This window comes from Paenibacillus sp. P46E, assembly GCF_001909095.1.
Lineage (GTDB): Bacteria > Bacillota > Bacilli > Paenibacillales > Paenibacillaceae > Paenibacillus_AQ > Paenibacillus_AQ helianthi.
Genome location: NZ_LVYZ01000043.1, coordinates 63,764 through 77,985, shown reverse-complemented (window position 1 = coordinate 77,985; position 14,222 = coordinate 63,764). Strand labels below are relative to the sequence as shown.

Here is a 14,222-nt window from a genome sequence, read left to right as displayed (position 1 = left end):
AGGATATGTATGTTCTATTTATATGATTAGCCCTGCTAAAATATCATACCCTCTTTTCTTTCGAAGACCTACTATATATACACAAAAAAACGGAAGCGCTCCTTATAAGAAGGAACAGCCTCCGTTCTATAAACTTAGAGAAACTTACAGCGGCAGACCCATTTCGAAGATCGTCCAGTAACTGAAGCCGGTAAACGTCAGAATCATATATCCCCAAAAAAGCAGAATATAGGTCTTTTCTGTAAACTTCATATATCCGAGGATCACGAAAAAAGCGGTCTGCAAAAAAAACAGCAGAGCCATCTCCGTTAAATTACCGGCAAAAGCCATGAGTCCGATAACAAGCGTAAAAAAACCCAAGACACGAAACATGCGGTCCAAGAGAACATCCCCCTCCTGTATGTATCCGGCAATTTCTTCTTTGTAGCTATATTATAACGGCTGGAACAAATGGTGTAAACGAATTCATTGAAAAAAAGCTGTTTTTTTGGAATTATTATGATTTTTGTTATAGACACGGCATTTTATTTTGAATGTAGAGAATTTATAGCATAACAAGTATGAGGTTTAGCCAAAATGGAAATACAATTTAGTATCAAATAGATTCTATGAACTCTAATAGAGGCATAGAAATGGAGTAAGCAGCTTTTATCCTATTCACTATCCGGCGGAGCTGCCGGTTATGAAGATGGTTATTTCATGATGTTGTTAGGAGGGTTAGGCTTTATGACAGCCGTTAGACAGGATGCTTGGAGCGTGGAAGATGATTTGATATTGGCCGAAATAACGCTGCGTCATATCCGTGAAGGCAGCACACAGCTTGCAGCTTTTGAAGAGGTGGGTGAAAAAATCGGCAGAACCTCGGCGGCATGCGGATTTCGCTGGAACAGCTGTGTTCGCAAGAGTTATGAAGATGCAATTGGAATTGCCAAGAGCCAACGCCAGAAGCGGAGCTATTTGAAAAAACAGCCTTCCGCCAGAGGCGCACAGGTAGCGGGGCTTATTCTCGGAGACATGGAAGAGGAGTACAGCCGCAGCGAGGGACTTGGCGAAAACTCTTTGTCCATCGATGCCGTCATCCGCTTCTTAAGGCAGTGGAAGGGCAGTTTTCAGGAAGCCGGCCGCCAGTTGAAAATGCTTGAGAGGGATTTGCGCGAGAAGGAAGATGAATTAACGGAGCTTAGGGTGGAAAATGAAAGATTGTCCAAAGAGGTCAATCTGGCCCAAAGTGATTATCGCGTAGTCAATGATGATTACAAAGCGTTAATTCAGATCATGGACCGGGCGCGGCGGCTTGCTTTTCTTAATGAAGAAGAAGAAGAAATGAAGACAAGATTCAAAATGGACGCCAACGGCAATTTGGAACGGATTGAATAAAGCTAATATGCTTCTTCAAATCCCGCATGCAGCGGCTTACCGCCAGCGTTTGCGGGTTTTTTTGTATTGATAGTGATTGTTTTTCTTTTACTGGAGAAAGGATATAATGAGGAAAAATGTGTACAAGATGGCAGGTGTCGGCATGAAAATGGATATTATCGGTGCAGGCTCACTCGGCCTTCTGCTTGCCGGAAAGCTGATTCTCTCTGGGGCAGAGGTTAGACTGTGGTGCCGAAGCGAGGTACAAGCGGGGGAATTAACCCGGTCTGGAATAACTTTAAGTTACGAAGACGGAAGAGCTAAACAGCACCTTCCGGGCACAAGCTTTCAAGCAGGGCCAATAAGCAGGTTCTCGGAAACGATTCTCCAGCAGCCGGGGGAATGGACAGCCATTATGCTCAAGCAGAATGCGTTTCACGATACACTACCAGAGATTCTGGCGCCTCTTCAGCATACGAGACTCCATGTGGTCTGCTTTCAGAACGGCAATGGACATCTGGAACTTCTTCAGGAGCTTTTGCCGGAGGCTTCAGTCTGGGCTGCAGTGACTACTGAAGCGGCCAAAAGGAAGACATTAACAGAGGTTATTCATACGGGGCATGGGGAAACATTTATAGGGAAGCGAGGAAACAAAATCTCAAATGTCCCAAAAGACACCTTAGAGGATGATGACACAGCCGCAATTAGTTTGACCGATGCTCTCGCAGCAGCAGGATTCCGGGCTTTGATGTCGAAAGAAGTGGATACCATGATTTACCGGAAGCTGCTATTCAATGCTGTGATTAACCCGCTTACAGCGATCTGGCGCATTCAGAACGGTGAGTTGACTGCCTCCAGGGAGCGGATACAGTTAATGAAAGAACTGTATCAGGAGGCTATCTGCGTATATGATGCCTGCGGTATCAAGGTTGATGCTCATGCGTGGGAGGGGATACTTGAGGTTTGCCGGGCAACTTCGGGTAACATCTCGTCTATGCTCGCTGATGTTCTAGCGTCCAGGGATACGGAAATACGCTGGATCAATGGGAGTATTGTGGCAATGGCGGATAGCGCTGGTATTGCGGTCCCTTTACACCGCTGGATTTGCCGGATGGTAGAAGGCATGAATGTGAAGGAGAGGTGAGGCTGTTTGGAATTGCTGCGGAATTCGTTCATTTCATTAAGCGTTATTCCGGTTCTTCCTTTTTTGATTGTATATTTCATAGGAATTGGCCTCAGAAAAGAAAAAAGAAATACATTATTACTGGCTATGGATATTACTACTGTATTTTTATTTTTTTCCGTATCAGCCTTGTTCAACAGCACTTTTAATTCGCGGTTCGGGTTTTACCTTATACTACTTATTGTATTAATATCCGCTGGACTGATTGGAGGTGCTCAAAACCGCCTAAAAGGAAATGTCGACGGAAAACGGTTACTTCGGGCAGTTTGGAGACTTTCATTCTTTTTTATGGGTACCCTGTATGTGCTGTTTATGGTCGTAGGCCTTATCCATTACATATCACAAGCCATGTAATGTTCCATTGCTCCGGTGAAGCGTCAACGTCACAAAACTTTTAAGTTTTAAAAAAAAAGTGTTTTCAGAAAATATTGCTCTAGATTTTTTTGACCACTGGTTGTATAATCATAAACCATATACCACATTCTATTTAGGGGGAACTGCTAGATGAAGAAGAGTAAAAGTCTATTGCTCATGATTGCAATGGTTCTCGTTATCGGCACAGTGCTTGCTGGCTGCGGCGGAAACAATGCAAATAAGGGCAACAACGCTGCGGCAACAAACGCAGCAGGCAATGAAGGCAGCACAAACACAGGCACCGCAACTGGTGACGAGAAATTGGCCGCTGACCAGACACTTAGAGTCAACCTGACTGCAGAACCACCTACTTTTAATCCCGCACAAGCTCAAGACAGCCAAGCAAACACGCTGTTGAAAACTATGTATGAAGGTTTGACCCGCATGAATGACGAAACTGGTCAAGCTGAACCGGGAATTGCTGAGAAATGGGACATTTCTCCTGACGGTCTGGTATATACCTTCCACCTTCGCGATGCTCAGTGGAGCAATGGCGACCCTGTAGAAGCAGCAGACTTCGTTCGCGCATGGAAAATCGTGCTCGACCCTAACACAGACCCAACTGCACCATATGCATATCAGTTGTATTACCTGAAAAATGCAGAAGAATATTACACTAAGAAAGTCACAGATTTCAACCAAGTTGGTGTAAAAGCTGTAGACGCGAAAACTCTTGAAGTTACGCTGAAAGCACCAACACCTTACTTCCTTGGATTACTGTCCTTCTATACGTATTACCCTGTACACAAATCCGTTGAGGGTAATCCTAAATGGGCAACAAACAAAGACACTATGATTACAGACGGAGCATTCACATTGACTGGATGGACTACCGGTCAATCTCTCGAAGTTACTAAAAATGAAAAATATTGGGATGCGGCATCCATTAAACTTAGCAAAATCGATTTCTCCATTGTTAACAGTGGTGCAACTGAATTGCTGAGCTACAAAAACGGAGAGCTTGATCGTGCAGGTGCACCTCATGGTGAAATCCCGCAAGAACAGCTTCCTATCGTCAAAAAAGAGCTTCCTAACGAATTTGTCTCCAAAGGTATCGCAGCTACTTATTACTATGAATTCAACGTTACTGAAAAACCATTCAACAACGCTAAGATCCGTAAAGCACTCGCAATGTCGATTAACCGTCAAGCTCTTATCGACAATGTAACACTGGGTGGTCAGCTTCCAGCATTTGGTTATGTGCCGCCAGGTATCGCTGGTGCTGACGGAGAATTCCGTAATGCAGTTAAAGACGATTACTTCAAAGAAGATATTGAACAAGCTAAAACATTGCTTGCTGAAGGTCTGAAAGAAGAAGGTCTGACTACACTGCCTCCAGTAGAACTGTCTTACAACACAAGTGAAGGCCACAAGAAAGTTGCCCTGGCTATCGCTGATATGTGGAAACAAGCTCTGGGTATTACTGTAAACACAGTGAACCAAGAGTGGGCTGTATTTATCGATAACCGTCAAAACCTGAACTACCAAGTTGCACGTGCTGGCTGGACTGCGGATTACAATGATCCAATGACTTTCCTGGATATGTGGGTAACAGGCGGCGGTAACAATGATACTGGTTACGCTAATCCTGAATATGACAAACTGATTGCTGATGCAAAAGCAAGTTCTGACCTGGCTAAACGCCAAGAAGATTTTGCTGCTGCTGAAAAAATGCTGATCCAGGACGATATGGTCCTGATGCCAATCTACTACTACACAAACAACTCCCTGACTAAAGAATACCTCAAAGGCGTATCTCTTGACTTCAGTGGTGCAATTGACTTCACTCGTGCTTACCTGCTTGAGCACTAAGATTCAGCCTTTAGAAAATCAATTAAATAGTTAGTTGTCTGAAGGTAGCTGTACACTTCGGGATATATATGTGGAATTCCATATATATCCCTTTTTTTTGTATTTACGGCTTTTTGTTAATCTTTTCACAAGCTTGCAAAAATAGAAAATGGACAAATGGCCGTTTTTTGAATAGAATTCAATTGTATGTCTAAAAAATATGTCGAGGGAGGTGTTGATGGGGATGGTTCGTTATGTTGCCAATAAGTTTTTCTATATGATCGTATCGCTGTTTGTACTTATTTCAGCGACTTTTTTTCTGATGAAAGCAATTCCGGGAGATCCGTTTACTGCCGAGAAAAAAGTTCCGCCGGAAATTAAAGCGCGTTTATACGAACAGTATGGTCTGGACAAGCCGCTCTATCATCAGTATTTTAAGTATTTGGGTGAAGTTGCCCAAGGAGACCTAGGTGTTTCCATGAAACGTCTGAATCAGGATGTTACTCATTTGATTGGTCAGACCTTCTCATCATCCTTGAAGCTGGGGATTTTTGCGATTATTGTGTCGGTTATTGTCGGTGTATTATTGGGTATGCTGGCAGCATTGTATCACCGGAAGTTCATTGATAGTGCTGCGATGGTTCTGGCAGTATTGGGGATTGCAGTCCCAAGCTTTGTAGTCGCGTCACTCTTGCAGTATATGTTCGCTTATAAGTTTCATATGTTTCCGGTTTCAGGATTTAAGGGCCCTATGTATTATTTCCTTCCGGTAGCCGCGCTCTCAGCACAGCCAATAGCCTTTATTGCGCGTCTGACCCGTTCCAGCATGCTTGAAGTTCTGCATGCAGACTATATCAAGACGGCTAAGGCTAAAGGCCTAAGCTGGTTCGCTATTTTGAGCCGTCACGTTCTCCGCAACGGAATTCTGCCTGTCGTTACATACATGGGACCCATGACAGCCAACATCGTTACCGGTTCTGTGGTTATCGAGCAGATTTTTGGGATTGGCGGTATCGGAAAACAGTTTGTAGAAGCGATTGGTGTCCGTGACTATACCGTAATTATGGGGATCACTATTTTCTACGGTGTGCTGCTCATGTTGGCCCGCTTCATTACAGACATTGCTTATGTATTTGTAGATCCGCGTATCAAACTAACTGGAGGAAAGGAGGGCTAAAGATTGGCATCTGACAAAAATATGAGTTCGCTGGATGCGAACCTGAAACCAGAGGATTTTCAGAAGATTGGTATTGATGAGAAGCAGGCAGAAGTTATTCAACGTGAAAGTCTTTCAGCTTGGAGGGATTCCTGGGAACGGCTGCGTCAGAATAAAATGGCGATGACTGCTCTAGGTGTTCTTGCCTTAATTGTTCTTGCAGCATTGATTGGTCCGTTGTTCTCAAAATACAATTATTACTCTAATGATTTGCTCAGCACCAATAAGCCTCCTTCAACCAAGCACTGGTTTGGAACCGATGATCTTGGCCGTGATATTTTTGTCCGTACCTGGTATGGAGCACGTATTTCACTGATTGTCGGGTTGGCTGCAGCAGCAATTGACTTGCTGATTGGTGTTATTTATGGTGGAATCATGGGCTTCTTTGGCGGCCGTGTGGATAACATCATGAACAAGATCTCCGAAGTGTTATACTCCATTCCTTATCTGCTGGTGGTTATCTTGCTGCTCGTAGTAATGGAACCAAGCCTGTTTACAATTATCGTTGCGTTGACGATTACGGGCTGGATCACGATGTCCTGGATTGTGCGCGGGGAAATTATGCAGCTGAAGAACCGTGAGTTTGTGCTGGCATCGCGTTCAATGGGCGCAGGCTCTACAAGACTCTTGTTCCGCCATTTGCTGCCAAATGCTGTAGGACCCATTATCGTAACGATTACTTTGTCCGTACCAAATGCCATTTTTGCTGAAGCGTTCCTCAGCTTCCTCGGTCTTGGTGTACAGGCTCCAATCGCTTCCCTGGGTTCGATGATCAGTGATTCACTGACTGGCTGGATGTATTATCCGTGGCGCTTCCTGTTCCCGGCTATCCTGATCAGCTTGACCATGCTATCCTTTAACATTTTTGGTGACGGTCTACGTGATGCACTGGATCCTAAGCTGAAGAAATAGGAGGTGAATATGATGGAACCCATTCTGCAAGTCAAGGATCTGCATGTTTCCTTTTTTGTAAAAGGCGGAGAAGTACAAGCTGTCCGTGGTATGAATTTTGAAGTAGGTAAAGGTGAAACAGTAGCTATCGTCGGTGAATCCGGCAGCGGCAAAAGCGTTACCGCACAATCGATTATGCGGCTTATTCCTACCCCGCCTTCCCAGGTGAAGAAGGGCGAGATTATTTTTCAAGGACAGAATCTGCTGGACAAAAGCATGAAGCAAATGGAAACGATTCGCGGCAAAGATATTGGCATGATCTTTCAAGACCCGATGACTTCTTTGAACCCAACGATCAAGGTGGGCAAACAGATAACCGAAGTTTTGATCAAACATCAGAAAATGTCAGCGGCCGAAGCGAAAGAGCAAGGTATTGAGATGCTGAAGCTCGTAGGCATCAAGAATGCGGAGGCTCGCTTTAACCAATATCCCCACGAATTCTCCGGCGGGATGCGCCAGCGTGTAATGATCGCTATTGCCCTGGCCTGCCGCCCGGCTCTGCTCATTGCAGACGAGCCGACAACGGCGCTTGACGTAACGATTCAGGCGCAGATCATGGAAGTTATGCAAGATATGCAGCAAAAGCTCGGGACCTCCATCATACTGATTACACATGACCTCGGCGTTGTTGCCGGAATGTGTGACCGGGTCATCGTTATGTATGCTGGTGAAGTAGTGGAAACCGGAACCAGATGGGAAATCTTTAAAAATCCGCAGCATCCGTATACCAAGGGATTGCTGCGGTCGATGCCGCGTCTGGACCAAAAGAAGGGCGAGCCGTTGATCCCGATCATCGGTACTCCCCCGGATCTGATCAAACCGCCGGTCGGCTGTCCGTTCACAGCGCGCTGCAGTGAAGCGATGCATGTCTGCGAACAAATCGATCCCGGTGCAACAGAATTCAGTGAAACGCACATGGCGCGTTGCTGGAATCTGCATTCGATGGCCAAGGAGGTGCAGTTCGTTTGAGTAAGAACCTGATTGAAGTTGAAGGTCTTAAGAAGTATTTTAATGTAGGCAAGGGCAGAGTTCTTAAGGCTGTTGATAATATTAATTTCACGATTCGCGAAGGCGAAACCCTGGGTATGGTAGGGGAATCCGGATGTGGTAAAACAACTGCCGGCCGGACAGTGCTTCGTCTTTACGAACCCACTGCTGGCAGTGTGAAATACAATGGTACGGATATCTACAAATTGCCTCCGGGCAAAATGAAGGCTATGCGCCGTGATATGCAAATGATTTTCCAGGATCCGTATGCATCGCTGAATCCGCGCTTTACGGTTTCGGATATCATTGGGGAAGCACTGGATATCCATGGTATGGCCGGAAGCCGTGCGGAACGCAAAAAACGGATTGAAGAGCTGCTGGATATGGTTGGTCTCAACCATGACCATGCAACCCGCTATCCGCATGAATTCTCCGGCGGACAACGTCAGCGTATCGGAATCGCCCGTTCACTGGCAGTTAATCCTAAATTCATCGTCTGCGATGAACCGATCTCCGCACTGGATGTGTCCATTCAGGCACAGGTAGTCAACCTGTTGAAAGAACTGCAGGACCGCCTTGGACTAACGTATCTCTTTATCGCGCATGACCTGTCCATGGTAAAGCATATCAGTGACCGTGTAGCTGTTATGTACCTGGGTAAAATGGTTGAGCTCGCAGAGAGCGAAGAACTGTACGCCAATCCTATCCACCCGTATACGAAATCGCTGTTGTCGGCGATTCCAGTACCGGATCCGGAAGTTGAAGCGAACAAGAAACGTATTCATCTGCAGGATGAATTGGGTAGCCCCATTTATGCGGCAGGGGAAAAAACCAATGACAGTGATTTTGAATTGGTTGAAGTTTCGAAGGGCCACTTTGTAGCCAAGCAATACGCTTAAGAATATATATGCAGTCTTACTGTGACATATTTTAGCGAAGATACTTTAGGCGGGAGCGTTCAGCTCTCGCCTATTGTTTCGTCAGCAGCTGACTGCTGGACCGATATGAAATTTGAGAGTATTGTAATAATGGCAGCTGGAGGGTGTTATTCTTTTGACGCCATCCCTAACTTTGGATACAATCATAAAGAGTTTACCCGACTTAGTGATTACATATAGCATTACAGTAGAACAGGAGGCAATTGCACATGAATGTAAACCCAGAACCTCTCCCGGGCGGATCGGCATTAGCCCGCGACTATATACATCAATATGAAAAGGTAGGACATTTGTATGGCGGAGATTTCCGTAATGTAGACAGCAGAACAGAACGTGCAGCCTGGCTGGACAGCACTGAAGAGCTCCGCGCTGACCGTGCCGGGATTGCTGAATGTTTACGTCAATATAATCTGAAATTGAATCCTCACCCTGCAGTGATGGATTCCCTGGCTCTTCTGGAACAGCAAGGGACTTTGGTCGTTACCGGCGGCCAGCAGAGCGGTTTGTTTACGGGTCCGTTGTTTGTGATATACAAGGCGATTACTACGATTCAGGCCGCAAAGGAAGCGGCAGCGCAGCTCGGACGGCCTGTGGTTCCGCTATTTTGGATCGCAGGTGAGGATCATGACTGGGATGAGGTCAATCATACCTATGTATTGAATCGCACAGGGGAGATCACCAGACTTAAGCTGGATAAGGCAGATGAACTTCGTTCCTCTGTCAGTGCAATCAAGGTCGAGGAAGAAAGCTGGCTGCAAATCACCGGACAATTGGATAACTTGCTGCAGGAAAGTGAATTCAAACCACAGATTATGGAAGTGATCCGCGAATCTTCGGCCGAGGGATACAGCATGAGTGAAGCTTTTGCGAAGCTGATCGGTTCGCTATTCGGCAGATTTGGTCTGATTCTGCTGGATTCCGCCGATCCCGCGCTGCGTAAGCTCGAAGCCCCAATGTTCAAATCTTTGATTGAACAGAACGATGAATTGGAGTCCGCGTATCATACAGCGGCTGGAAGGATTACGGATAGTGGGTATGAGCTTCAGGCTGCTGTGACGGCTGGCGGGGCCAATCTTTTCTATATACATCAAGGTGCACGCCTGTTGCTCCACAAAGAAGAAGGCAGATTCACCGACCGGAAGGGTGTGGTCTCCTTTTCCCGTGAAGAATTGCTGGAGCAGCTAGAGACTCATCCTGAACGGTTTAGCAATAATGTGCTGACGAGACCGCTTATGCAGGACTATGTGCTGCCTGTCCTGGCGACGGTGCTTGGTCAAGGTGAAATCGCCTATTGGGCTATTCCGCAGTCCGCGTTCGAGGTGGTGGGTGAACGGATGCCATTAATCATTCCGCGGATGTCGTTCACTGTCGTGGAAGGAACACTGCATAAGCACATGGACAAGTATCAGCTTGTCTTTGGCGATGTTCTTCAGGGCTTGGACGAGAAAAGAAAAAAATGGCTCGCCGCGCAGGATGAGCTAGAGCTCGAACGCCGGTTCGAAGATACAAAGGCTGCGTTCACTGCAATGTACGAGCCTCTGATTGAACAGCTGGGTTCCATTCAGGCGGGACTTCTGAAATTGGGTGCCAACAATAAAGACAAGATTCTGGATCAGATTACATTCCTTCAGGCCAAAGCCCAGGATGCAATGGCTAAGCAGAATGAAGCTGCGCTCCGCCAGTGGGAGCGGATTGAACTGTCTCTTATGCCGCTGGGTAAGCTGCAGGAAAGAGTATATAATGTAGTGTATTATCTGAACCGTTACGGCCCGGACTGGCTGGATGAGCTAATGTCGATCCCTGCGGATTACAGCGGAACCCACCGCGTGATTTATATGTAAGACGGAGCTTCTGCTCCCAAAACTTTTGACATATGCATTCGAAGCGAATTTTGCTGTACGGCTATTCAAAAAAGCGGTTTTTCCGCAAAACTTTCAGGAGGTATCATAATGAGTTCATTGTCGAAGGAAAACAGTATTGTAACGGATATGTCGCTGGCTCCGGAAGGGCATCTCAAAATCGACTGGGTTCGCCAGCACATGCCGGTATTGAACCGGATCCGGGAGCAGTTCGAAGCCGAACAGCCGTTCAAGGGTTTGAAAGTGTCGATCACGCTTCACCTGGAAGCCAAAACAGCTTATCTGGCAAAGGTTGTCCAAGCGGGCGGTGCTGAGGTAACCATTACCGGCTCCAATCCATTATCCACCCAGGATGATGTCTGTGCAGCATTGGTTGAGGATGGCATTACGGTATTCGCCAAATATAACCCGTCACCTGAAGAATTCAAGGCTCTCAATATCAAAGCTTTGGAGAGCAAACCGGATTTGATTATTGATGACGGCGGTGATTTTGCCACGTTGCTGCATTCCGAGCGTCCTGACCTGATGGAAAATATCCGGGGAGGCGCAGAAGAGACCACTACCGGTATTATCCGGCTCAAAGCATTGCAGAAACAGGGGATTCTCAAATTCCCGATGGTGGCCGTCAATGATGCTTACTGCAAATATTTGTTCGACAACCGTTATGGGACCGGCCAGTCCGCTTGGGACGGGATTGTCCGCACGACGAACCTGATTGTTGCCGGCAAAACAGTCGTCGTGGTTGGTTACGGCTGGTGCGGCAAAGGTGTAGCCATGCGGGCCAAGGGCCTCGGAGCCAACGTGATCGTTACTGAAGTGGATGCGATAAAAGCAGTAGAAGCCCACATGGATGGCTTTCACGTGATGCCGATGCTGGAAGCCGCAAAGCGCGGTGATTTCTTCGTTACCGTGACAGGCAACCGTTATGTGATCCGCGGAGAGCATTACGATGTGATGAAGGATGGAGCGATCATGTGTAATGCGGGCCATTTTGACGTTGAAGTGAATAAGCCTGAACTGTCTGAAAGATCCGTATCCCAGCGGACGGTACGCAAGAATATTGAAGAGTACCAATTGAAGGACGGCCGCAAGCTGTACCTGCTTGCCGAAGGCCGCCTGGTGAATCTGGGTGCGGCTGACGGTCATCCGGCTGAGATTATGGACACCACCTTTGCGTTGCAGGCACTTTCACTTAAATATGTAAATGACAACTACAAGAGCATTGGCGTCAAAGTAGAGAGTGTTCCTTACGATCTGGACGAGCAGGTGGCCCGCTACAAGTTGGAGAGCCTGGGGATTTCCATTGACAGCCTGACCCCGGCACAGGTCGAATATCTCGACAGCTGGAATCTCGATGCATAACCTATAGAACGTAATACAAGGTGTCCGGGCCATGTAAATGGTTCGGGCACTTTTTTTTGAAATGTAAGTCGTGTACGTGCTGGGTACAATAAAGTATCTTTCATTCCTCGCTGTAACTGAAATTGCCTCTTGTACAGGAAGGCGAAAACGTTTTGACTTGCTGACTTGACAAATAAGAAAAAATTACCTCACCTGTGAAAAAGGTTTTTGATTTTTAATGGCGAATCTATTATGCTTAGGTGGTGTAAAGTGGGGTAAAGTGGGGAATTAGAAGTTAGAGGTGGGGAATAATCATGTTTATGGGGGAATACCAGCATAGCATTGATGACAAAGGTCGTATCATTATTCCGGCCAAGTTCCGTGACATGCTCGGAACCTCCTTTGTAGCAACCCGCGGCCTCGACACCTGTCTTTTTGTTTATCCCATGGAAGAATGGGGAATCATGGAGCAAAAGCTCAAAAGCCTTTCACTGATGAAATCGGATGCCCGTGCCTTCAGCCGCTTTTTTTTCTCGGGAGCGACCGAATGTGTATGGGACAAGCAGGGCAGGGTTAATCTGCCGGGGAATTTGCGGCAATATGCCAAGCTGGACAAGGACTGTGTAATTCTGGGCGTTTCGAACCGGGTGGAGATCTGGAACAAAGAGCTATGGGAGCAGTACTTCGAACAGTCAGAGGAAACGTTCAACGAGATTGCCGAGAAATTGGTTGATTTCAACTTCGATCTATAACACATACAAATATTCGAATACTGCCCTGGAGGGATGCAGCTTGTTTCACCACATCACGGTGCTTAAGGAAGAAGCGACAGAAGGGCTGCACATCAAGAAGGATGGCATCTACGTGGACTGCACACTTGGCGGAGCGGGACATAGTTCTCTAATTGCCGGGAAGCTCAGCGGCGAAGGCCGATTGATTGGTCTGGATCAGGATGACTGGGCGCTGGAGAATGCTAGGGAGCGGCTCGCTGAGTACGGAGAGAAGGTAGTTTTGGTAAAAACCAACTTCCGTGATCTGGAGCAAGTGCTTAAAGAACTCCCTTTTGTTCCGCAAAAGGATGGCGTTCCCCAAGTAGATGGAATTCTATACGATCTTGGTGTATCCTCGCCCCAGTTTGACGAAGGGGAACGGGGATTCAGCTATAATCACGATGCTCCGCTGGACATGAGGATGGATCAGTCCGCTCAGCTGACTGCAGCCGAAATAGTGAATACCTGGCCTGAGCAGGAGATTGCCCGGGTGCTTTTCCAATATGGGGAAGAGAAGTTCTCACGGCGGATTGCCCGCAAGATTGTGGAGCGGAGAGAAGAACACCCTGTGGAGAGTACGGGGGAATTGGCGGAGCTGATCAAGGAAGGTATTCCGGCAGCCGCACGCAGAACAGGTGGACATCCCGCGAAACGCAGTTTTCAGGGACTCCGGATTGCGGTGAACGATGAGCTGGGTGCGTTTGAGGAAGGGCTTCACGCAGCGGTGCGCTGTCTGGCACCCGGAGGAAGAGTATCGGTGATCACTTTTCACTCCTTGGAGGACCGGATATGCAAGCAGATTTTCAGCAGCTACTTAAGCAGATGCACATGTCCGCCCGACTTCCCATATTGCGTATGCGGTGCCGAAGGTACCCTGAAGCTGATTAACCGCAAGCCGCTTGTTCCATCAGAAGAAGAGCTGGAGCAGAACACACGTGCACGTTCAGCGAAGCTGCGGATTGCAGAGAAATTGTAAATAACGATAAAGGAGAGTCAGAGATGGCCTATACCCGCGGCAACTTAGCAGTTCAACCCAAAAGAAAAGAAGAGGCAGACAGGCTTTACCGCGAGAAGACAAAAGTAGTCACAAGACGTATGGTGCTTCCGCTGCAGGAGAAACTTCTCTACATGCTGACACTAGGTGTGTTCGTACTGGTGGCTGTCACCCTGATTTGGCGTTATGTCCATATTTACGATCTGAATCTGCAGGCGCAGAAACTGGATGCCAAAATTGCTTCAACCAAGAAAGATATCGCAACGTTTCAGATGGAGAAGCAGACCCTTGAACAGACAGTGGCCCAGAGGGCCGCTAAGCTTGGATTTATCAAGCCTTCCGAGGATTCGACCATCTATATTCCCCTGAGCAGCACGGCCACTGACGGAGACCATTAATCAGCGATTGGCGGCAATCGCAAT

The 14,222-nt window shown here is 47.1% G+C and carries 14 protein-coding genes; 13 read left to right on the top strand and 1 reads right to left on the bottom strand.

Features of this window, described 5'->3' with window-relative positions; translation table 11 throughout:
• Positions 1–144: 144 nt before the first annotated feature.
• A complete protein-coding gene (locus tag A3849_RS15730) occupies positions 145–381 on the bottom strand; it encodes a DUF2626 family protein (RefSeq protein ID WP_074112261.1) in 237 nt (78 codons plus the stop codon).
• Positions 382–726: 345 nt separating this feature from the next.
• On the opposite strand from A3849_RS15730, the gene A3849_RS15725 reads away from it, so the two are divergent.
• From A3849_RS15725 to A3849_RS15665, 13 genes are all read left to right on the top strand, one after another.
• Positions 727–1,377 (top strand): RsfA family transcriptional regulator, encoded by a 651-nt coding sequence (locus A3849_RS15725; RefSeq protein ID WP_074112260.1) that lies wholly within the window; start codon positions 727–729, stop codon positions 1,375–1,377.
• 106 nt (positions 1,378–1,483) lie between these two features.
• Entirely contained in the window at positions 1,484–2,500 is a 1,017-nt protein-coding gene (locus A3849_RS15720) for a ketopantoate reductase family protein (RefSeq protein ID WP_074112259.1), read from the top strand.
• Positions 2,501–2,506: 6 nt separating this feature from the next.
• Positions 2,507–2,893: a DUF3397 domain-containing protein gene (locus A3849_RS15715; RefSeq protein WP_074112258.1), complete on the top strand. Its 387-nt coding sequence runs from the start codon at positions 2,507–2,509 to the stop codon at positions 2,891–2,893.
• Between the two features lie 150 nt (positions 2,894–3,043).
• Positions 3,044–4,765 carry a peptide ABC transporter substrate-binding protein gene (locus A3849_RS15710; RefSeq protein ID WP_074112257.1) on the top strand — a complete coding sequence of 574 codons (1,722 nt, stop codon included), beginning with the start codon at positions 3,044–3,046 and terminating at the stop codon, positions 4,763–4,765.
• Positions 4,766–4,988: 223 nt separating this feature from the next.
• Complete coding sequence (locus tag A3849_RS15705; protein ID WP_074112289.1) at positions 4,989–5,921, top strand: ABC transporter permease; 933 nt, start codon at positions 4,989–4,991, stop codon at positions 5,919–5,921.
• A 21-nt stretch (positions 5,922–5,942) separates the two neighbouring features.
• On the top strand, positions 5,943–6,872 hold the full coding sequence (locus A3849_RS15700) for an ABC transporter permease (RefSeq protein ID WP_074112288.1): 930 nt from the start codon (positions 5,943–5,945) through the stop codon (positions 6,870–6,872).
• A gap of 12 nt (positions 6,873–6,884) precedes the next feature.
• On the top strand, positions 6,885–7,880 hold the full coding sequence (locus A3849_RS15695) for an ABC transporter ATP-binding protein (RefSeq protein WP_074112256.1): 996 nt from the start codon (positions 6,885–6,887) through the stop codon (positions 7,878–7,880).
• Entirely contained in the window at positions 7,877–8,797 is a 921-nt protein-coding gene (locus tag A3849_RS15690; RefSeq protein WP_074112255.1) for an ABC transporter ATP-binding protein, read from the top strand. The genes A3849_RS15695 and A3849_RS15690 overlap by 4 nt, the downstream gene beginning before the upstream one ends.
• Before the next feature lie 248 nt (positions 8,798–9,045).
• Complete coding sequence (gene bshC, locus A3849_RS15685; RefSeq protein ID WP_074112254.1) at positions 9,046–10,677, top strand: bacillithiol biosynthesis cysteine-adding enzyme BshC; 1,632 nt, start codon at positions 9,046–9,048, stop codon at positions 10,675–10,677.
• A gap of 108 nt (positions 10,678–10,785) precedes the next feature.
• Entirely contained in the window at positions 10,786–12,057 is a 1,272-nt protein-coding gene (locus tag A3849_RS15680) for an adenosylhomocysteinase (RefSeq protein ID WP_074112253.1), read from the top strand.
• A 293-nt stretch (positions 12,058–12,350) separates the two neighbouring features.
• Positions 12,351–12,788, top strand: coding sequence for a division/cell wall cluster transcriptional repressor MraZ (mraZ, locus tag A3849_RS15675; protein WP_020427850.1), 438 nt, complete (start codon positions 12,351–12,353; stop codon positions 12,786–12,788).
• A 40-nt stretch (positions 12,789–12,828) separates the two neighbouring features.
• Positions 12,829–13,782 carry a 16S rRNA (cytosine(1402)-N(4))-methyltransferase RsmH gene (gene rsmH / locus A3849_RS15670; RefSeq protein ID WP_074112252.1) on the top strand — a complete coding sequence of 318 codons (954 nt, stop codon included), beginning with the start codon at positions 12,829–12,831 and terminating at the stop codon, positions 13,780–13,782.
• A gap of 23 nt (positions 13,783–13,805) precedes the next feature.
• Positions 13,806–14,198, top strand: a complete 393-nt coding sequence (locus A3849_RS15665; protein ID WP_074112251.1) for a hypothetical protein — start codon at positions 13,806–13,808, stop codon at positions 14,196–14,198.
• The last annotated feature ends 24 nt before the right edge of the window (positions 14,199–14,222 follow it).

Bases quoted from the DNA above. Each gene is read 5' to 3' on its own strand.
- A3849_RS15680 (WP_074112253.1), top strand. From the start codon at position 10,786: ATGAGTTCATTGTCGAAGGAAAACAGTATTGTAACGGATATGTCGCTG.
- mraZ (WP_020427850.1), top strand. From the start codon at position 12,351: ATGTTTATGGGGGAATACCAGCATAGCATTGATGACAAAGGTCGTATC.
- bshC (WP_074112254.1), top strand. From the start codon at position 9,046: ATGAATGTAAACCCAGAACCTCTCCCGGGCGGATCGGCATTAGCCCGC.
- A3849_RS15725 (WP_074112260.1), top strand. From the start codon at position 727: ATGACAGCCGTTAGACAGGATGCTTGGAGCGTGGAAGATGATTTGATA.
- A3849_RS15710 (WP_074112257.1), top strand. From the start codon at position 3,044: ATGAAGAAGAGTAAAAGTCTATTGCTCATGATTGCAATGGTTCTCGTT.
- A3849_RS15695 (WP_074112256.1), top strand. From the start codon at position 6,885: ATGGAACCCATTCTGCAAGTCAAGGATCTGCATGTTTCCTTTTTTGTA.
- A3849_RS15700 (WP_074112288.1), top strand. From the start codon at position 5,943: ATGAGTTCGCTGGATGCGAACCTGAAACCAGAGGATTTTCAGAAGATT.
- A3849_RS15665 (WP_074112251.1), top strand. From the start codon at position 13,806: ATGGCCTATACCCGCGGCAACTTAGCAGTTCAACCCAAAAGAAAAGAA.
- A3849_RS15720 (WP_074112259.1), top strand. From the start codon at position 1,484: ATGAGGAAAAATGTGTACAAGATGGCAGGTGTCGGCATGAAAATGGAT.
- A3849_RS15705 (WP_074112289.1), top strand. From the start codon at position 4,989: ATGGTTCGTTATGTTGCCAATAAGTTTTTCTATATGATCGTATCGCTG.